The 18193-nt window shown below is 64.7% G+C and carries 17 protein-coding genes; 12 read left to right on the forward strand and 5 right to left on the reverse strand.

The window, feature by feature from the left end:
- Positions 1-11: 11 nt before the first annotated feature.
- The gene (locus tag JQ566_RS05090) at positions 12-845 is read right to left on the reverse strand and encodes a cytochrome c oxidase subunit II (protein ID WP_212370681.1); all 834 of its coding nucleotides are present in this window, start codon (positions 843-845) and stop codon (positions 12-14) included.
- Between the two features lie 528 nt (positions 846-1373).
- On the opposite strand from JQ566_RS05090, the gene JQ566_RS05095 reads away from it, so the two are divergent.
- The gene (locus JQ566_RS05095; RefSeq protein ID WP_212370683.1) at positions 1374-2279 is read left to right on the forward strand and encodes a DUF2189 domain-containing protein; all 906 of its coding nucleotides are present in this window, start codon (positions 1374-1376) and stop codon (positions 2277-2279) included.
- 54 nt (positions 2280-2333) lie between these two features.
- Here the strand turns inward: JQ566_RS05095 and JQ566_RS05100 are convergent, their stop codons facing one another.
- Together JQ566_RS05100 and JQ566_RS05105 are read right to left on the reverse strand one after the other, a co-directional pair.
- Positions 2334-3524, reverse strand: a complete 1191-nt coding sequence (locus JQ566_RS05100; protein WP_212370685.1) for a DUF2865 domain-containing protein — start codon at positions 3522-3524, stop codon at positions 2334-2336.
- Between the two features lie 155 nt (positions 3525-3679).
- A complete protein-coding gene (locus JQ566_RS05105) occupies positions 3680-3982 on the reverse strand; it encodes a hypothetical protein (protein WP_212370687.1) in 303 nt (100 codons plus the stop codon).
- A 279-nt stretch (positions 3983-4261) separates the two neighbouring features.
- Here JQ566_RS05105 and cysS point away from each other — a divergent pair, with 279 nt between their 5' ends.
- The 4 genes from cysS (at position 4262) to JQ566_RS05125 (ending at position 8350) form a co-directional block, all read left to right on the forward strand.
- On the forward strand, positions 4262-5641 hold the full coding sequence (gene cysS / locus JQ566_RS05110; RefSeq protein ID WP_212370689.1) for a cysteine--tRNA ligase: 1380 nt from the start codon (positions 4262-4264) through the stop codon (positions 5639-5641).
- 115 nt (positions 5642-5756) lie between these two features.
- Positions 5757-6248 (forward strand): GNAT family N-acetyltransferase, encoded by a 492-nt coding sequence (locus JQ566_RS05115; RefSeq protein WP_212370691.1) that lies wholly within the window; start codon positions 5757-5759, stop codon positions 6246-6248.
- A complete protein-coding gene (cimA, locus tag JQ566_RS05120; protein ID WP_212370693.1) occupies positions 6245-7843 on the forward strand; it encodes a citramalate synthase in 1599 nt (532 codons plus the stop codon). Before JQ566_RS05115 ends, cimA begins: the two co-directional genes overlap by 4 nt.
- Before the next feature lie 129 nt (positions 7844-7972).
- Positions 7973-8350, forward strand: coding sequence for a VOC family protein (locus tag JQ566_RS05125; RefSeq protein ID WP_212370695.1), 378 nt, complete (start codon positions 7973-7975; stop codon positions 8348-8350).
- A gap of 181 nt (positions 8351-8531) precedes the next feature.
- Here JQ566_RS05125 and JQ566_RS05130 read toward each other — a convergent pair whose 3' ends face one another.
- Positions 8532-9137, reverse strand: a complete 606-nt coding sequence (locus JQ566_RS05130) for an LOG family protein (protein ID WP_212370697.1) — start codon at positions 9135-9137, stop codon at positions 8532-8534.
- A 201-nt stretch (positions 9138-9338) separates the two neighbouring features.
- Here JQ566_RS05130 and JQ566_RS05135 point away from each other — a divergent pair, with 201 nt between their 5' ends.
- From JQ566_RS05135 to JQ566_RS05150, 4 genes are all read left to right on the forward strand, one after another.
- Complete coding sequence (locus JQ566_RS05135; RefSeq protein WP_212370699.1) at positions 9339-11297, forward strand: ABCB family ABC transporter ATP-binding protein/permease; 1959 nt, start codon at positions 9339-9341, stop codon at positions 11295-11297.
- Between the two features lie 72 nt (positions 11298-11369).
- Positions 11370-12074 (forward strand): phosphatidylserine decarboxylase, encoded by a 705-nt coding sequence (locus JQ566_RS05140; protein WP_349643305.1) that lies wholly within the window; start codon positions 11370-11372, stop codon positions 12072-12074.
- 80 nt (positions 12075-12154) lie between these two features.
- A complete protein-coding gene (locus tag JQ566_RS05145; RefSeq protein ID WP_212370701.1) occupies positions 12155-13036 on the forward strand; it encodes a CDP-alcohol phosphatidyltransferase family protein in 882 nt (293 codons plus the stop codon).
- A 122-nt stretch (positions 13037-13158) separates the two neighbouring features.
- Positions 13159-13878, forward strand: a complete 720-nt coding sequence (locus JQ566_RS05150; protein WP_212370702.1) for an RraA family protein — start codon at positions 13159-13161, stop codon at positions 13876-13878.
- Positions 13879-13895: 17 nt separating this feature from the next.
- On the opposite strand, the gene JQ566_RS05155 is transcribed toward JQ566_RS05150, so the two are convergent.
- Entirely contained in the window at positions 13896-14189 is a 294-nt protein-coding gene (locus JQ566_RS05155) for a hypothetical protein (protein ID WP_212370703.1), read from the reverse strand.
- A gap of 300 nt (positions 14190-14489) precedes the next feature.
- On the opposite strand from JQ566_RS05155, the gene JQ566_RS05160 reads away from it, so the two are divergent.
- The 3 genes from JQ566_RS05160 to JQ566_RS05170 all read left to right on the forward strand — a co-directional run bounded on the left by JQ566_RS05160 (position 14490) and on the right by JQ566_RS05170 (position 18191).
- On the forward strand, positions 14490-15263 hold the full coding sequence (locus JQ566_RS05160) for a motility protein A (RefSeq protein WP_212370704.1): 774 nt from the start codon (positions 14490-14492) through the stop codon (positions 15261-15263).
- A 23-nt stretch (positions 15264-15286) separates the two neighbouring features.
- Positions 15287-16117, forward strand: a complete 831-nt coding sequence (locus JQ566_RS05165) for an OmpA/MotB family protein (RefSeq protein ID WP_018320942.1) — start codon at positions 15287-15289, stop codon at positions 16115-16117.
- A 172-nt stretch (positions 16118-16289) separates the two neighbouring features.
- Positions 16290-18191, forward strand: a complete 1902-nt coding sequence (locus JQ566_RS05170) for a potassium transporter Kup (RefSeq protein WP_212370705.1) — start codon at positions 16290-16292, stop codon at positions 18189-18191.
- Positions 18192-18193 lie beyond the last annotated feature (2 nt).

Genomic DNA, 18193 nt, shown 5'->3' on the forward strand with positions numbered 1-18193 from the left:
GCGGCGGCTTGCTACTTGCCGCCGGATTGGTACGTCGCCTTCACGACGGCTTTTGCCGGCGATAGTTCCGCGAACGTTTTTTGTTGCTCCAGCCAAGCGTGATATTCGCCCTCTTCGTCGACGATGACCTTGGCCCGCATCTGATAGTGAGCAGCGCCACAAAGCTCCGCACAGAGAACATCGAACGTTCCGGTTCGGATCGGCGTCATCCAGAAATAGGTCACCATGCCTGGAACCATGTCCATCTTGGCCCGGAATTCGGGCACGTAGAAATCGTGCAGGACGTCAACCGAGCGGAGGAGAACCTTGACCGGCTTTCCCACTTGAAGGTGCAGGTCGCCGTTCTCGATCACGACATCGTCCTGCGCGTGCCGGTCGTCACGATTGAGCCCCATCGGATTGTCGGAAGCGATGTTGCGGACATCGGATGTGCCCAACCGCCCATCCTTGCCCGGAAGACGGAAGCTCCACTGCCATTGCTGGCCCATGACCTCGACCTCGGTGGCATCCGCAGGCACCGTCACGAACTGGTGCCAGACCACGAGGCCAGGCGCCAGCATGGCCGCGACGCCGACGCCGGTCCCGACGCTCAGCCACCACTCGAGCTTCTTGTTTTCCGGATTGTAGTCGGCCCGTCTTCCCTCTCTGTGGTGAAAGCGGAAGACGCAGTAAGCCATGAAGGCGATCACGGCGACGAAAACAAAGCCCGTGATCCAGAACGTGATGTTGATGGTGTGGTCGATATAGGCCCAGTTCGTGGCGATCGGCGTCCACCACCACGGGCTGTAGATGTGAAACAGCACCGAGCCGATCGCGACCAGAAGCAGTATCAGTGCGACAGCCATCCTGATCCATCCTTGCCATCGAAGGCTACGGATACGAATCCAGGGCGGAGCTCATGTCGGTCGCGATGGCTGGCCTTTCTTGATTGGCATTCATGCCATCGCCGGCCTGTTGCCTCGCCCCTTCCACTGGTCGCGAAATCGAGGGAACGCTCGCGACCATCAACTCTAAGGGCGTCTTCATCTAAAATGATACCAGCCCGATCCGGCGTCAATAGAGCAATGTAGGTGTCCGAATTGGTGTGATTGCCGTGCTGGCAAGCCGACGAAGCATCAGGTGCGCATGTTGGGTCTGGGTGATGCAACGCACAAACCCGTGCTGGTGCACAATTCACCCAACCGTGAGTGCAGCCGTGCTCCGCGCGCGCTAAGCTTGCGAGGCAGGTCGCGACGGGTTCCGTCCGGCGGCTCGCCTGCTGAACCTGGGTTGCCGTACTCGACCCCATCGCGTTTCTGCTCATCCGGCGGACACGCGTGGCTGGAAAGCGCGTGTTATCGAAACCGCGATTTTCAGCACGGGAGGGTTCGCTCATGGCCACTCTGTACTCCCACGACATCAGGCGGCACGTATTCGGCGAAGCGGCCTCCTATCCCATTCGCAAGATCAGCTTGTCCGACCTGACCGAGGCCCTGCGCCTGGGCTGGGCGGATTTCCAGGCGATGCCGAGTCACGCGATCGTCGTGTGCCTGATTTATCCCGTTCTCGGTCTCGTCTTGTTCAGGATGGTGCTCGGCTATTCGGTGCTGCCGCTACTGTTTCCGCTGGCCGCCGGCTTTGCCTTGATCGGTCCTTTTGCCGCGATCGGTCTCTACGAACTCAGCCGTCGTCGCGAGCGCGGCGAGGAGGTCGAAGCATGGGATGCGATCAAGGTGCTGCGCGCACCGTCGTTCGGCGCCATGATCGAACTCGGCGTGCTCCTGCTGGTCCTGTTCGGGGCCTGGATCGGTGTCGCGAACGCGATCTATGTCTCAATCTTCGGTCACGCTGCGGCCGCAAGCATTCCGGACTTCGCAACGCGCGTGCTGACGACGCCGGAAGGCTGGTCGCTCATCATCGTCGGTTGCGGTGTCGGCTTCCTGTTTGCGGTTGTGGCATTGTGCGTCAGCGTCGTGTCGTTTCCGTTGATGCTCGACCGCCATGCGACTGCGATCGACGCGATCCGCACGTCGCTCCGAGCGGTGGCGGCGAATCCGGTTGCGATGGCCGGATGGGGCCTCATCGTGGCGGCGCTGCTCGTGATCGGCTCGCTGCCGCTCTTCGTCGGTCTCGCCGTCGTTCTGCCGGTGCTCGGTCATGCCACCTGGCACCTCTATCGGCGGGTGGTCGAGCCCAATCCGAACCCACCGGACGCACCGCCGCCGCCCCCGAAGGGCAGGCGCTACGCAGCAGACTTTCCGGCCAATCTCTTCCCGTGGAGCCGCGAGGGCGAGCCGTAACGGCGGAACGGCCGCGCTGGGACGCCTGCGCGGCGCATGACAGAACGTGACTGCCTACTTCTGCTGCTGCGGCAGGAAGGTCGGGCCGACCGAGCGGATCGGCTTGTTCTCCGACGAGGTCGTGGGGGCTGCATCCGCCGGCGGCGTTGCAGCCGGTGCCGTCGCCGTGGTCGGCGCCGGCGCCGCGCCGGCCGCGCCCTTCTTCGCATTGGCAGGCGTGCCCTTGTTGAGCCGCTGCTGCTGCATCTTCCTGGCGCTCTCCTCGGTGACGATGATGTCGCCCTGCTGCTCGGCCGCGGCCTTGTCGTCGGCCGATTTCAGCGCGTCCGCCCAGGTCTGGCCCGCCGCCTTGCAGGAGCAGGACGGGTTGAACTCGCTGCGGAATTTGAACGCGGTCGGTAGCGCGGTGTAGGGCTGGCCGCCGATCGAGACCGCCGAATTCATGTCCTCGCCGGGATTGCGATGGGTGTAGAGCACGGCTTCCGCGGCCGGGCATAGCGCCTTGCAGGTCTTCTCGTCGTCGGGGAAGCGCGCCGGCACGGTCGCAAACGAGATCGGGAAATAGGCACCGTCGCAGGTGCGCACGCACACGGTGCGGAAGGTGCCGGATTGCGGACCGAGATCGGAGGGCGGCACGGCTTGCGGATTGTTCGGGTTGTTGTTGCCGCCGAACAGGTTGCTCAGGAAGTTGCCGCCGCCTTGCGACTGCACGGCATTGGCATATTGCGGGCCGCAATTGTTCTGCGCCAGCGCCATCAGGACCGAACGGCGCTGGTTGTCACGCTCCGGGCTGTAGCCGCCGGGCCCGCCGCCGCGCAGCCGCTCGAGGTTGCCGGTGATCTGGTCCAGATTGGCACGCATCTGTTGGATCTGGGTGTTCACCGGGCCACACTGCGCCGACTGGCCGTTGAACAGCGAAAAGAAGCCGGAGGAATCGCAGCCCATGCGCTTGGCCTGCATGGTGACGCGGTCCAGCTCGGCCTGCTGCCTGGCCTGGGAATCCTGATAGCGGCGGATCTGCTCTTCGCGCGCGGGGTCACCGCCGCTGCTGCGGTCGAGCGCGGCGAGCTGGCCTTCCAGCCGCGCGCACATCGGATTGGGGCCAAGCCCGTTCTGGCCGGGCTGAGGCGGCGGGCCGGCCTGCGCGAAGGCGCTATTGGCGAGCACGACGGTGCCGAGGAGCACTGCGCAGGCAAGGAGGAAGCGGGCACGGGAGAGCGACAAAAATTCAGGCATATCCGCCATTCTAGCGAGGTCACGGCCCGGCGTGACTTTCCAAGTGACTTTGAGAAGTGACTTGGGGGCCGAAGCGCGCCCTCCCAATAGCCGCTTCCTGCGGCATCGTCACGTCGTTTCGGGGGCCGAAGACTGGTCCTAAGGTCCGCCAGCTCCGAGCGAATTCAGCGCTGACAGGTGATTGCGACATATTCGTCGCAACGGCCATGGGAGCAGTTTGTGCCGGTTTTGGGGACGGAGCCGGTAATTTCGTCGGGATCGACCCGGCGATAGCCTGATGCCCGGGCAAAATCTCGTGACTGGCAATAGGTGCGCGCAGCGGATGCGCCGCATTTGTCGCCCCTGGCCAGACACTGGTCGACGCCGCCATCCGCCTGGTTGGCGATGATGAACACGCGGGTCTCGGCGCGAGCGCTGGGTGCCGCAAGGATCGAGGCGCTAAAAATGAGCGCGAGCAAGGATCGCATGAAAATACCGAGGCAAAAAAATTAGGGAACCGCAGGTTCCAGAATGGCCTCAAATGGTTAGGGGATCATGAACCATCAGGGCGGGCCGCGCACAAAAACGGCTTTTTCGCGGCTCTTGACGCCGGGGCCCGTGGTGGCCCATATGTGACCGCATGTACGGTCTCCTCGCCATTTGCGCCATTTGCCGCGAGATTACGAGCTAGCGATTCGCTGGCTGGAGCCGTCTTTTCTCAACCACATTGAGAGCCTTGGACGCCCGGCCGAGAGGGATGGGTTGTCATGGAATTGCGTCTTTACGACACGCTGAGCCGGGAAAAGCGCACCTTCGTGCCGCTCGATGCGAACAACGTCCGCATGTATGTCTGCGGACCGACCGTCTATGACTTCGCCCATATCGGCAATGCACGGCCGGTGATCGTGTTCGACGTGCTGTTTCGGCTGCTGCGCCATCTCTATGGCGAGACGCATGTCAAATATGTCCGCAACATCACCGACGTCGACGACAAGATCAACGACCGCGCCGCGCGCGATTTTCCGGGCCTGCCGCTGAACGAGGCGATCCGCAAGGTCACCGAGCAGACGGGCAAGCAGTTTCACGCCGATGTCGACGCGCTGGGCGCGCTTCGGCCGAGCGTCGAGCCGCGCGCGACCGAGCATATCGCCGAGATGCGCGAGATCATCGAGAAGCTGGTCGCCGGTGGTTTTGCCTATGCCGCCGAGGACCACGTGCTGTTCTCGCCGCAGGCGATGAACGCGGCCAATTCGGTGCTGCCGCGCTACGGCGCGCTGTCCAATCGCTCGCTGGACGAGATGGTCGCGGGCGCCCGCGTCGATGTCGCGCCCTACAAGAAGGGCAACACCGACTTTGTGCTGTGGAAGCCGTCCAAGCCGGGCGAGCCGTCATGGCCGTCGCCGGCCGATATCAAGGTGGAGGGGCGTCCGGGCTGGCACATCGAGTGCTCGGCGATGGCCTGGAAGCATCTCGGCGAGCATTTCGACATCCACGGCGGCGGCATCGATCTCGTGTTTCCGCATCACGAGAACGAGGTTGCGCAGACCTGCTGCGCCTTCCACCGCGAGCGCATGGCGAATTATTGGATGCACAACGGCTTCCTGCAGGTCGAGAGCGAGAAGATGTCGAAGAGCCTCGGCAACTTCATCACCATCCACGAGCTGCTCGCGGACTGGCCGGGCGAGGTGCTGCGCCTCAACATGCTGAAGACGCATTACCGCTCGCCGATCGACTGGACCATGAAGTCGCTGGAAGAGAGCGCCAAGACGCTCGACGACTGGTATCGCGTCGCGGCCGACGTCGTGCCGGGCGAGCCGGCTGCGTCGGTGGTCGAGCCGCTGCTCGACGACCTCAACACGCCGCAGGCGATCGCGGCGCTGCACGGCCTGCGTGGCGAAGCCACTGCATTGTCGGGATCGTTGCGGCTGTTCGGATTCCTGTCGGAGAGCGCGGCGCAGTGGGAAGGGCGCAAGCAGCAGGCGAGCGGCGTCGATGCCAAGGAAGTCGAGCGTCTGATCGCAGAGCGGACGGCCGCCCGTAGCCGCAAGGATTTTAAGGAATCCGACCGCATCCGCGATCTGCTCGCGGCGATGGGCGTCGCGATCAAGGACTCCAAGGAAGGCACGACCTGGGAGATCGCGCGATGAAGCGGCCCGACACGCCGTTCCCGCGGCACTGGCTCTATTACATCGCGCTGAAGATCGCGCTGCTCGCCGGCGCCGTGGCGCTGGTGCTCAAGCTCTATGGGATGTGGTGAGGACGATGGGACAGACTTTGCCAAAGCCGGGCTTGCGGCCCTTCCTGCCTGATGATGTGCCGGTGCTCGCCGCGATCTTTGCGGCCAGCATCGAGGAGCTGACCGGCGACGACTATAGCGAGGCGCAGCAGGAAGCCTGGATGGCGGCGGCCGAGGACGAAGAGTTCGGCAAGCGGCTCGCGTCTGACCTGACGCTGATCGCGACGCTCGAGGGCTCGCCCGTCGGCTTCGCCTCGCTGCGCGGCAACGATCACATCCGCATGCTCTATGTCCATCCGGCGGTGGCCGGGCAGGGCATCGCGACCATGCTGGTCGACGCGCTGGAGAAGCTCGCCGGCGGCCGCGGCGCGACGAGCCTGTCGGTCGACGCCAGCGATACCGCGGAGGGCTTCTTCGCCAAGCGCGGCTACACCGCCCAGCAGCGCAACAGCGTCACCATGAACGACGAGTGGCTCGCCAACACCACCATGAAGAAGACGCTCGGAGCTGCGCCATGAGCAAGCAGCGTCTTTATCTGTTCGACACCACGCTGCGCGACGGGGCGCAGACCAACGGCGTCGATTTCACGCTGGCCGACAAGCAGGTCATCGCGGCGATGCTCGATGACCTCGGCATCGACTATGTCGAGGGCGGCTATCCCGGCGCCAACCCGCTCGACAGCGAGTTCTTCGCGACCAAGCCGAAGCTCAATCATGCGCGCTTCACCGCCTTCGGCATGACGCGGCGGGCGGGGCGCTCGGTCTCCAACGACCCTGGCGTCGCGGGCCTTTTGGAAGCGAAGGCGGATGCGATCTGCTTCGTGGCGAAGTCGTCGGCCTATCAGGTGCGGGTCGCGCTGGAGACGACGAAGGAAGAAAACCTCGCCTCGATCCGTGACAGCGTCGCGGCGGCAAAGGCGGCCGGCCGCGAGGTCATGCTCGACTGCGAACACTTTTTCGACGGCTACAAGGAAGATGCTGCTTTCGCGCTCGCCTGCGCCAAGGCGGCTTATGAGGCCGGCGCGCGCTGGGTGGTGCTGTGCGACACCAATGGCGGCACCATGCCTGATGAGGTCGAGGCCATCGTCACCGCGGTGACCAAGCACATTCCCGGCGATCATGTCGGCATCCACGCCCATAACGACACCGAGCAGGCGGTGGCCAATTCGCTCGCCGCGGTGCGCGCGGGCGCGCGGCAGATCCAGGGCACGCTGAACGGCCTTGGCGAGCGCTGCGGCAACGCCAATCTCTGCTCGCTGATCCCGACGCTGAAGCTGAAGAAAGGTTTTGCCGACGCCTTCGAGATCGGCGTCACGGCGGAGAAGCTGGCGACCCTCGTCAAGGTGTCGCGCACGCTCGACGACATGCTCAACCGCGTGCCGAACCGGCATGCGGCCTATGTCGGCGAGAGCGCCTTCGTCACCAAGACCGGCATCCATGCCTCCGCCGTGCTGAAGGATCCGCAGACCTACGAGCACGTGTTGCCGGAGCTGGTCGGCAATCACCGCAAGGTGCTGGTGTCCGACCAGGCCGGCCGCTCCAACGTCATCGCCGAGCTCGACCGCGCCGGCATTGCTTACGACAAGAGCGATCCCAAGCTGACGCGCCTTGTCGAGGAGTTGAAGGAGCGCGAGGCGCTCGGCTATGCCTATGAATCCGCCAATGCTTCGTTCGAGCTCCTGGCGCGCCGCACGCTCGGCAAGGTGCCGCATTATTTCGAGGTCGAGCAGTTCGACGTCAATGTCGAGCAGCGCTACAACGCGCTGGGCGAGCGGGTCACCGTGGCGCTGGCGGTGGTCAAGGTCGACGTCGCCGGCGAGCATCTGATCTCGGCCGCGGAGGGCAACGGCCCCGTCAACGCGCTCGACGTTGCCCTGCGCAAGGACCTCGGCAAGTACCAGAAATACATCGAGGGCTTGACGCTGATCGACTATCGCGTCCGTATCCTCAATGGCGGCACCGGCGCGGTCACGCGCGTCTTGATCGAGAGCGAGGACGAGAACGGCGACCGCTGGACCACGGTCGGCGTCTCCCCCAACATCATCGACGCCTCGTTCCAGGCGTTGATGGATTCGGTGATCTACAAGCTCGTGAAATCGGGCGCGCCGGCGTAGGATGATGACGTAGGGGACGGCGGCGCCACAAACGCCGTCATTGCGAGCGAAGCAATCCAGACTGCCTCGATGGAAAGACTCTGGATTGCTTCGCTTCGCTCGCAATGACGAGGGGAGGGAGCTCGGCACATGATCGACCACATCTCCGTCGGCGTCAGCGATCTCGAACGTGCCGCAAAATTCTACGAGGCAACGCTCGCCACACTCGGCCTCACCCGCCTCGTCACGCGGCCGCGGACGGTTGGTTTCGGCAAGGCCTATCCGGAGTTCTGGATCAACTTGCGCGAGGGCATGCCGCCCGTAGCCCCCGAGAGCGGTGTGCACATCTGCCTGCGGGCGAAAACCACGGCTGAGGTCGATGCCTTTCACGCGGCGGCGCTGTCCGCCGGCGGCGCCTCCGACGGCGCGCCGGGCGTCCGTCCGCACGATCGCGTGCGCTACTATGCGGCCTTCGTCACCGATCCCGACGGCAACCGGATCGAGGCGGTGACGTTTCCGGCGGAGTAGAGCGTGATCGCCACGAAGGTGGTGCGCTCCCTCTCCCGCTTGCGGGGGAGGGTCGGGGTGGGGGTATCTCCACGGGCGAGAACCCCCAAGAGGAGAGAACCCTCACCCGCCGCTACGCGGCGACCTCTCCCGCAAGCGGGAGAGGTGACGGAGCCCGCGGCGAAATCGAGCCAACCAATTGTTACAGTTTGCGCGCCATTTCCGGGGCGAGCTGCTTTTCCGATTCGGCCACCTGTGCCGCGGCTGCTTTCAGCTTCGGCAGGATCTCCTCGATGCGATCGGCCTTGAGGATGTCGATCGAAAGGCCGGCGCGGATGAACTCGGTCTGGCGCATGTGCGACAGCAGCGAGAACAGCGGCTCCCAGAAATTGTCGATGTTGGCAAGCAGAACCGGCTTGGCATGACGGCCGAGCTGCTTCCAGGTCATCTGCTCGACCAGCTCTTCCAGCGTGCCGACGCCGCCCGGCAGCGCCACGAAGGCGTCGGAGCGTTCGAACATCAGGCGCTTGCGCTCGTGCATGTCAGGGGTGACGATCATCTCCTGCACGCGCGTCAGCGCGTTCTCGCGCAGCCGCAGGAAGTCGGGGATGATGCCGGTGACGGTGCCGCCATGGTCGAGCACTGAGGTCGCAACCGCGCCCATCAGGCCGAGCGAGCCGCCGCCATAGACCAAGCGGACATTGTTTTCGGCGAGCGCCTTGCCGAACGCCTTGGCGCCTTCGGTGAAGCGGGGATTTGTTCCAGGGCCGGAGCCACAATAGACACAGACGGTTTTGATCGTGCTCATTGGTGCCATGATGCATTGCAGCGAACAGGCGTCAAGCCCAATCGGTGATTCGATACTCCCGGAAATCTACCGGTAAATGACGATAAACAATCAAAGATTCGCCATCTGGCGGGGTGCGCGGGCATCGGGAAGGCTCTATATGACGGACGAAAATCGTTAATCGCAGTTGCGCCCGCATCCGGCGGGCTTTCAGGCTTCTTGATGGACCAACCTCAATCGCTCGACGGCGCCGACGTTCCTGATCCTCCCGCCGGAGGACCGCAGGCCGGGGCCACGCTGATGGGCACGCTGGCGCATCTGTGGCCCTATATCTGGCCGGGCGATCGCTTCGATTTGAAGATGCGGGTGGTCTGGTCGCTGGTGCTGCTGCTCGCCGCCAAGCTGATCACGCTCGCGGTGCCGTTCAGCTTCAAATGGGCGACGGATGCGCTGACCGGTGCCAACACCGCGCCGGTCGCGGCCGACAACTGGCATCTCTGGGTGATCGCCTCGCCGCTGCTGCTGACCGCGAGCTATGGCGTGATGCGCATCATGATGGCGGTGCTGACGCAATGGCGCGACGGCATCTTCGCCCGCGTCGCCATGCATGCGGTGCGCAAGCTCGCCACCATCACCTTCATCCACATGCACGAGCTGTCGCTGCGCTTTCACCTCGAACGCAAGACCGGCGGCCTGACGCGCGTGCTCGAGCGCGGCCGCGAGGGCATCGAGGTCATCGTGCGCATGGTGATCCTGCAGCTGATCCCGACCATCGTCGAGGTCTCGCTCCTGATGGCCGTGCTGCTCTGGCAGTTCGACTGGCGCTATGTGGTCGCAACCCTGATCACGGTCGCGGTCTACATGTACTACACCTACGTCGCGACCGAGTGGCGGATCGGCATCCGCCGCAAGATGAACGATTCCGACACCGAGGCGAACACCAAGGCGATCGACTCGCTGCTCAACTACGAGACCGTGAAGTATTTCGGCGCCGAGACGCGCGAAGCGCAACGCTACGACAGATCTGTGGAGCGTTACGAGGATGCGAGCATCCGCACATACACCTCGCTCGCGGTGCTCAATACCGGCCAGGCCGTGATCTTCACGATGGGACTGACCGCGACCATGCTGATGTGCGCGATCGGCGTGCGCAATGGCACCAATACGGTCGGCGATTTCGTGCTGGTCAACGCCATGATGATTCAGCTCTACCAACCCCTGAATTTCATGGGCATGGTGTATCGCGAGATCAAGCAGGCGATCATCGACATCGAGAAGATGTTCAACGTGCTGGGCCGCGAGGCCGAGATCAAGGACGCCGCCGACGCGCAGCCGCTGGCCGTTACCGCTGGCACGGTGCGGTTCGAGGACGTGCGCTTTGCCTATGAGCCGACGCGGCAGATCCTGAAGGGCATCAGCTTCGAGGTGCCGGCCGGCAAGACGGTTGCGATCGTCGGCCCGTCGGGCGCCGGCAAGTCGACGATCTCCCGGCTGCTGTTCCGCCTGTATGACGTCTCCGGCGGCAAGATCCTGATCGACGGCCAGGACATCCGCGACGTCACGCAGGCCAGCCTGCGTGCATCGATCGGCATGGTGCCGCAGGATACCGTGCTGTTCAACGACACCATCCGCTACAACATCCGCTATGGCCGCTGGGACGCCAGCGATGCCGAGGTCGAGGAGGCGGCGCGCCTCGCGCAGATCGACCATTTCATCCGCATGGCGCCGAAGGGCTACGAGACCCAGGTCGGCGAGCGCGGCCTGAAGCTGTCCGGCGGCGAGAAGCAGCGCGTCGCGATCGCGCGCACGGTGCTCAAGGCGCCGCCGATCCTGGTGCTGGACGAGGCGACCTCGGCGCTCGACACCCATACCGAGCACGAGATCCAGGGCGCGCTCGACCGCGTGGCGAAGAACCGCACCTCGCTGGTGATCGCGCACCGGCTTTCGACCATCGTCGGCGCCGACGAGATCATCGTGCTGGACCAGGGCCGCATCGCCGAGCGCGGCACCCACGCGAAACTGCTCGCGCAGGGCGGCCTCTATGCCAGCATGTGGAACAGGCAGCGCGAGGCCGAGGCGGCGCGGGAGAAACTGGCCAAGATGGCCGACGCCAGCGCGGCGCCCAACCGGGAGCCGCCGCCGGTCGATGACATCCTGACGACGCCCGCGGCGGCGGAGTGACCTTGTCTCCGGTCCCAACTCTGGCCTAAACAAGCCCGCGCGACGACCCGCGCCATTAACCCCGACCGGCAGATAGCGATGTCCATTCTCGATTCGATCCAGCGTCAGATTCCGCCGATCCACAAGGAGGGCTATCCCTTCATCGGCGGCTTTGCGCTGGCAAGCATGATCCTGTTCTGGCTGTGGTCGCCTCTGGGGTGGATCGGCACGATCCTGACCGTGTGGTGCGCGCTGTTCTTCCGCGACCCCGTCCGCGTGACACCGGTGCGTGAGGGGCTGGTTGTGTCGCCGGCCGACGGCCGCGTCTCGATGATCACCATGGCGCTGCCGCCGGCCGAGCTCGGCCTCGGCGACCGGCCGTTGCCGCGCATCTCGGTGTTCATGAGCGTGTTCAACTGCCACGTGAACCGCGCTCCCGTGGCGGGCAGGGTGGACCGCATCGCCTACCGCCCGGGCCTCTTCATCAACGCCGAGCTCGACAAGGCGAGCGAGGACAATGAGCGCAACTCGCTGGTGATCACGACGCCGGCGGCGCGGATCGGCGTGGTCCAGATTGCCGGCCTCGTCGCCAAGCGCATCGTCTGCTTCGTCAAGGAGGGGCAGGCGATCGGTGCCGGCGAGCGCTTCGGCCTGATCCGCTTCGGCTCGCGCCTCGACGTCTATTTGCCCCTGGGCACCAAGGCGCTGGTCTCGGAGGGGCAGACCGCGATCGCCGGTGAGACGATCCTGGCCGATCTTGCCGGCGACGACCAGAGCCGCGCCTACCGCGCCAGTTAACCAATAGTCGGTGCTTGTGGACCCTACGCCGCAATGGCGGAGGGGGGCGCGGCTTGCTATATCTCGCCTTGAGGTGAGCAATGACGCCCTATGAGTTCAAATATGCCGATACGCGCCGCCGGCGGTTCCGACCGATTCCGGTGCGGATGCTGGTGCCCAACGTCATCACGCTGCTGGCGATCTGCGCCGGCCTGACCGCAATCCGGCTGTCGATCGAGGGGCGGATGACGCTCGCCGTCTACGCCATCGTGTTTGCGGCCGCGCTCGACGGTATCGACGGCCGCATCGCGCGCATGATCAAGGGCCAGTCCAAATTCGGCGCCGAGCTCGACAGCCTCGCCGACTTCGTCAATTTCGGCGTCGCGCCCGGCCTGATGCTGTATTTCTGGCAGCTGCACGAGCTGGGCAATGCTGGCTGGATCGCGGCCATGGTGTTTGCGATCTCCATGTGCCTGCGGCTCGCGCGCTTCAACGCCACGCTGGACGATCCGAACAAGCCGGCCTTCGCTGCCAATTTCTTCACCGGTGTGCCGGCACCGGCCGGCGCTATCACCGTGATGTTGCCGATCTATGCGGCGTTCCTGGATCTTGGCCGCTGGCCTGCGGCGCTGACGGCCGGCTACACGCTGCTGATTGCCTTCCTGATGGTGTCGCGCCTGCCGGTGTTCTCTGGCAAGAGCATGCGCATGCGGGTGCCGCCCGAGCTGGTGCTGCCGGCGTTCGTCGCGGTGATCTTCTTCATTGCGCTGCTGATCAGCTATCCCTGGTACGTGCTGTCGATCGGAACGGTGCTGTATCTTCTCGCTTTGCCGCTCGGCTACAAATCCTACCGCGACCAGGCGCGCGCGATGGAAGCGACCGCGCGGTCGGGAGGCGAAGTTCCGTCGCCGCCATCAGCGCCAACACTGACGAATTTGTCAGAGCCGCCGCACGACGACGACCGGCCCGGACGGCTGCACTGAGCGGCACCGCGCGGATATCTGCCATGAGGCCCTCCGAGTTGGGCTGAGGCCTGATCTCGGCTATATCGCCCTGTGCCGGCGGCATCGCGCCAACAGCGACCGCCAATCTGGGAGAGAACGCCGTGACTGATACCGCGACCGGGCCGCTGCCCGCTTCCGTCCTCGAGGCGCTGGGCCGCTACGACACCCCGACGATCTGCAATGCCATGGAGATCGTGGCGCCCGAGCGGCGGCTGATCGGCTACACCACCAAGCAATTGGTCTGTCCGTTCCCGGACCTGCCGCCGATCGTCGGCTATGCCCGCACGGTGACGATCCGCTCGGTGCTGAAGTCATCGCTCCCGGCCGAGGAGCAGTCCAGGCGTCGCATCGAATATTATGAATATGTCGGTACCGGCCATGGCCCGCGCATCTCGGTGATCCAGGACATCGACGGGCCCGATGTCGGCTACGGCGCGTTCTGGGGCGAGGTGCAGAGCAACGTCCACAAGGCGCTCGGCTGTCTCGGCGTCATCACCGACGGCTCGATCCGCGACATCCCGCAATGGGCCCCTAGCTTCCAGGCGCTGGCCGGCTCGATCGGCCCCTCGCATGCCTGGGTGCATGCGGAAAGCTTTGGCGGCGAGGTGCGCGTCGCCGGCATGACGGTGAAGTCCGATGACCTGATCCACGCCGACCAGCATGGCGCGATCGTGATCCCGCTCGACGTCGCCGCAAAGCTGCCGGAGGCAGCCGAACTCTGCGGCCGCCGCGAGACGCCGATCCTGGAGATCGCCCGGAGCCCCGACTTCTCGCTGGAGAAGCTGAAGGCCGCGCTGAAGCGCTCGGCGGAAATCCACTAAGCGCGCGGTTGAACGACCTACGGCCGCGACGCCGGCCGTGGGTCGCCTTGTTCCACCAGGAACTGAGCCGCTTGATCCGGCTCAGCGAACATTGCGGCGGCGCATCCGATCAGGGTGAAGCTGCCTGCGAGGTCCCATAGCGTGATGTCCTCCGCATTGTCCGGGAGGTGAATCAGGCGCGCTGCGATCGCCGCAAAGGCGGCCTCGACAAAGAGCAGGATGCTGAAGGCCGGCAGGACGAGCTCCGGCTCGAGCAGGTGGAACGCCAGCGCCGCGGGCAGCGCCGTGAGAAGACCGAACAGCGTCAACATCGCGATGACTCCGCGATCGACCATGTCTCAACGCTACCAGACACCAACTGATCCTTGGCCACGATGTGGCGGAGGGCCGCAGCCGATGTGACGTCGTGGCGCGCCTGCTTATGGTTAGCGAAATGTTGAAATTCCCATCGCCGGGCGACGATCGCAGCAGGCGCAGGGACGGGCAGCACACCGTCCAGACTTAACCTTTACGCGGCTTTAAGGGCGGCGCTCTAGGGTTCCGATGCGGTTCGGGGTTGGGCCGCGCCAGCGGCCAGGACGGCCGTTGTTGCGTACGCGTCGGAGTTTCCCATGGATATCATGACGAGCGTCGGGCTCATTGCGGGCACCATCGTCATCGTGGCGATGATCTTCATGGGCGGCGATCTTCACATGTTCATCTCCGAACATGCCATGATCATCATCTTCGGCGGCTCGATCTCCGCCACCATGATCCGGTTTCCGCTCTCGGCGCTCCTGCACGGCCTTCCGCTCGGCGCCAAGTTCGCCTTCACCATGAGCCGGCTGTCGGCCCACGACCTCGTCGACGAGCTCGCCCGCATCGCGGAGATCGCCCGCAAGCAGGGCCCGGTGGGTCTCGAAAAGGTCGAGACCGACGAGCCCTTTCTCGCCAAGGGCATCCGCTATGTCGCCGACGGCTACGACCTCGACTTCATCCGCGACAATCTCGAGCGCGACCGCGACAACTTCCTGATGCACCTCGACGAGGGCAGCAAGATCTACCGCGCCATCGGCGACTGCGCCCCGGCCTTCGGCATGATCGGCACCCTGATCGGCATGGTGCAGATGTTCGCCAACATGACCGACCCTTCCAAGCTCGGCCCGTTCATGGCGACCGCGCTGCTCGCCACCCTCTACGGCGCGCTGGTTGCGAACCTGTTCTGTCTGCCGATCGCCGACAAGCTGCACGGCAAGCTGCTGGATGAGGAGACCAACCGCACCCTGATCATCGACGGCATCCTGATGATCCGCGACTCCAAGAGCCCGACCTTGGTGCGCGAAATGCTGCTGGCCTATCTGCCGGAGAAGCACCGCCACGGCGAGGGCGAGCCGGTGCCGGCCTGATCGCGCGCACCAGGATTTAGGCCATGGCCAAGAAGAAACGCGGCGATGCGCATGGCGGCGGTCACGGCTGGTTCGTGACCTTCGCCGACCTCATGGGCCTGATGATGAGCTTCTTCGTGATGCTCGTCGCGTTCTCGACGCAGGACGCCAACAAGCTGAAGATCGTCGCAGGGTCCATGCGTGACGCCTTCGGCGTGCAGAGCGAGGCGCGCTACGCCGGCATCGTCGAGTCTGACGGCCTGCCGACCCGCCCGCGGCTGAAGAACGTCGATCACATCCAGCCCGAGGATGCCTCCAACACGCCGACGCCGGACCAGGAGGATCGCGACCGCACCTCGGGGGCGAAGATCAAGGTCGACCGCAATTTCGCGCTCGCTGCGGCCTCGCTGCGCCAGGCGTTGCAGGACATGCCGGAACTGACCGAGATGTCCAAGCACATCATGTTCGAGGAGACCAAGCAGGGCCTCAACCTGGAGATCGTCGACCAGGACGGCCGCTCGATGTTCGCCGACGGCTCCAAGGTGCCTTATGACCGCACCCGCCGCCTGGTCGAGAAGCTCGCGATCCCGCTCAAGGCCACGCCGCTCCGCGTCTCCATCGCCGGCCACACCGCGGCGGGCTTCGTGCCGACCCGCAGCGACTACGGGGCCTTCGATCTGTCGGCCGACCGCGCCAATGCGGTGCGCCAGATCCTCGAACGCGAGGGCCTGCCGCCGTCGCACATCTTCGCCGTCTCGGGCAAGGCGGACACCCAGCCGCTGTTTCCGGACGATCCTTCGCTCGCCGCCAACCGGCGGGTGACCATCACCCTGATGCGCGAGGATCCTCCGCTGCCGCCGAATCTGAAGCCGTAGGGGTCTTGCGCTACCATCTTACCTGAGGCATGTCGTCGCGCAGGCGATGAACGTTGCTGCGGCGTCGCAGCTTCTGTCCCGGTACCTGTTATGGTGGACGCCGATTGACAGGCGCACGGGAAGCGTGAAAAGGCGCCGGATCAAATTCAGGGACGAAGCGTTTTCCACCCTCATGACGGCGAGCATCACATCGACCGAGACCCAGGATGGGCAACCGGTCACATCAGGTTTTTGGGCCCTTACGCTCGGGAGCATCGGCGTCGTCTTCGGCGATATCGGCACCTCGCCGCTCTACGCATTCCATGAGGCGGTCAGGAGCGCGGCGCATGGCGAGCCGGTCTCGCGGGTCATCGTGCTCGGCGTGCTCTCGCTGATCCTGTGGGCCCTCTTGATCGTCGTCACCGCCAAATACGTCTTGCTGCTGCTGCGCGCCGACAATAACGGGGAGGGCGGCACGCTCTCGCTGATGGCGCTCGGCCAGCGCGCGCTCGGGCGGCGGAGCTGGTTCCTGCTCGCGCTCGGCGTGGTCGGCGCCTCCATGTTCATCGGCGATTCCATGATCACGCCGGCGATCTCGGTGCTCTCGGCGGTCGAAGGCCTGAAGCTCGCAACTCCCGCGCTCGAGCACTACGTCGTGCCGCTCACCGTCCTCATTCTGGTGGTGCTGTTCGCGGTCCAGAGCAAGGGGACCGCATTGGTCGCCTCGGCCTTCGGGCCGGTGATGGTGGTATGGTTCACCGTGATCGCCGTGATGGGAGCCGTCCACATCGCCGACGACCCCTCGGTGCTGGCGGCCATCAATCCCTATTATGCGGTACAGTTCGTGCTGTCGCACGGCACGATCGGCCTCGTGACACTCGGCGCCGTGTTCCTGGCGGTAACCGGGGGCGAGGCGCTTTATGCCGATCTCGGCCATTTCGGCCGCAAGCCGATCCAGTCGGCCTGGATGTTCTTCGTGCTGCCCGCGCTCCTGATCAACTATTTCGGGCAGGGGGCGCTGGTGCTGTCCGATCCCAGCGCGATCGAGCATTCCTTCTATCGCATGGTGCCCGAGAAGCTGGTGCTGCCGCTGGTCGGGCTTGCAACTGCTGCAACCGTGATCGCGAGCCAGGCGGTGATCACCGGCGCCTATTCGCTGGTCTATCAGGCCGTGCAGCTCGGCCTCTTGCCGCGTTTCGAGGTGCGTTACACCTCCGAATCCCATGCCGGCCAGATCTATCTGCCGCGCGTCAACCGCCTGCTGCTGATCGGTGTGATGCTGCTGGTGCTGCTGTTCCACACCCCCAGCAATCTGGCCTCGGCCTACGGCATTGCGGTCTCAACCACCATGGTCGCCGACGGCATCATGGGCTTCGTCGTGATCTGGAAGTTGTGGAACTGGCGTGCGGCGGCGGCCGCGGCCGTGATCATGCCCTTCGTCGTCGTCGATTTGAGCTTCTTCAGCGCCAATCTGCTCAAGCTGCTCGAAGGCGCCTGGGTGCCGCTGCTGTTCGGCGTCGCCATGGCGGGGATGATCTGGACCTGGCGGAAGGGCACCGGAATCCTGATCCAGAAGACGCGACGGATCGAGGTGCCGCTGGACGATCTGATCCGGAGCCTGGAGAAGCGGCCGCCGCACATCGTCAAGGGCACCGCCGTGTTCCTGACCAGCGATCCCGCTTTCGTGCCGACCGCGCTGTTGCACAATCTCAAGCACAACAAGGTGCTGCACGAGCACAACGTGATCCTGACCATCGAGACCGCGCAAACGCCGCGGGTCGATTTGTCCGAGCGCTTCCGCATGGAGAAAGTCAGCGACAAATTCTCCAAGGTTCGCTTGCGCTTCGGCTTCATGGAGCAGCCGAACGTGCCCAAGGCGCTGGCGATCGCGCGCAAGCAGGGCTGGCAGTTCGACATCATGTCGACGTCATTCTTCGTGTCGCGAAGGTCGCTGAAGGCTTCGGCGCAGTCGGGCATGCCGCTCTGGCAGGATCATCTGTTCATCGCACTGAGCCGGTCGGCCAACGATGCCACCGACTATTTCCAGATTCCGACCGGGCGGGTGGTTGAAGTCGGTACCCAGGTCACCATTTGATC

This window comes from Bradyrhizobium sp. SZCCT0231, from assembly GCF_018130245.1.
Classification (GTDB): domain Bacteria; phylum Pseudomonadota; class Alphaproteobacteria; order Rhizobiales; family Xanthobacteraceae; genus Bradyrhizobium; species Bradyrhizobium japonicum_F.

Coding starts and splice junctions, on each gene's coding strand:
- JQ566_RS05095 (WP_212370683.1), top strand. CDS start 1,374: ATGGCCACTCTGTACTCCCACGACATCAGGCGGCACGTATTCGGCGAA.
- JQ566_RS05145 (WP_212370701.1), top strand. CDS start 12,155: ATGACGCCCTATGAGTTCAAATATGCCGATACGCGCCGCCGGCGGTTC.
- JQ566_RS05105 (WP_212370687.1), bottom strand. CDS start 3,982: ATGCGATCCTTGCTCGCGCTCATTTTTAGCGCCTCGATCCTTGCGGCA.
- JQ566_RS05100 (WP_212370685.1), bottom strand. CDS start 3,524: ATGGCGGATATGCCTGAATTTTTGTCGCTCTCCCGTGCCCGCTTCCTC.
- JQ566_RS05115 (WP_212370691.1), top strand. CDS start 5,757: ATGGGACAGACTTTGCCAAAGCCGGGCTTGCGGCCCTTCCTGCCTGAT.
- JQ566_RS05155 (WP_212370703.1), bottom strand. CDS start 14,189: ATGTTGACGCTGTTCGGTCTTCTCACGGCGCTGCCCGCGGCGCTGGCG.
- JQ566_RS05135 (WP_212370699.1), top strand. CDS start 9,339: ATGGACCAACCTCAATCGCTCGACGGCGCCGACGTTCCTGATCCTCCC.
- JQ566_RS05090 (WP_212370681.1), bottom strand. CDS start 845: ATGGCTGTCGCACTGATACTGCTTCTGGTCGCGATCGGCTCGGTGCTG.
- JQ566_RS05165 (WP_018320942.1), top strand. CDS start 15,287: ATGGCCAAGAAGAAACGCGGCGATGCGCATGGCGGCGGTCACGGCTGG.
- JQ566_RS05160 (WP_212370704.1), top strand. CDS start 14,490: ATGGATATCATGACGAGCGTCGGGCTCATTGCGGGCACCATCGTCATC.
- JQ566_RS05130 (WP_212370697.1), bottom strand. CDS start 9,137: ATGAGCACGATCAAAACCGTCTGTGTCTATTGTGGCTCCGGCCCTGGA.
- cysS (WP_212370689.1), top strand. CDS start 4,262: ATGGAATTGCGTCTTTACGACACGCTGAGCCGGGAAAAGCGCACCTTC.
- JQ566_RS05170 (WP_212370705.1), top strand. CDS start 16,290: ATGACGGCGAGCATCACATCGACCGAGACCCAGGATGGGCAACCGGTC.
- JQ566_RS05125 (WP_212370695.1), top strand. CDS start 7,973: ATGATCGACCACATCTCCGTCGGCGTCAGCGATCTCGAACGTGCCGCA.
- cimA (WP_212370693.1), top strand. CDS start 6,245: ATGAGCAAGCAGCGTCTTTATCTGTTCGACACCACGCTGCGCGACGGG.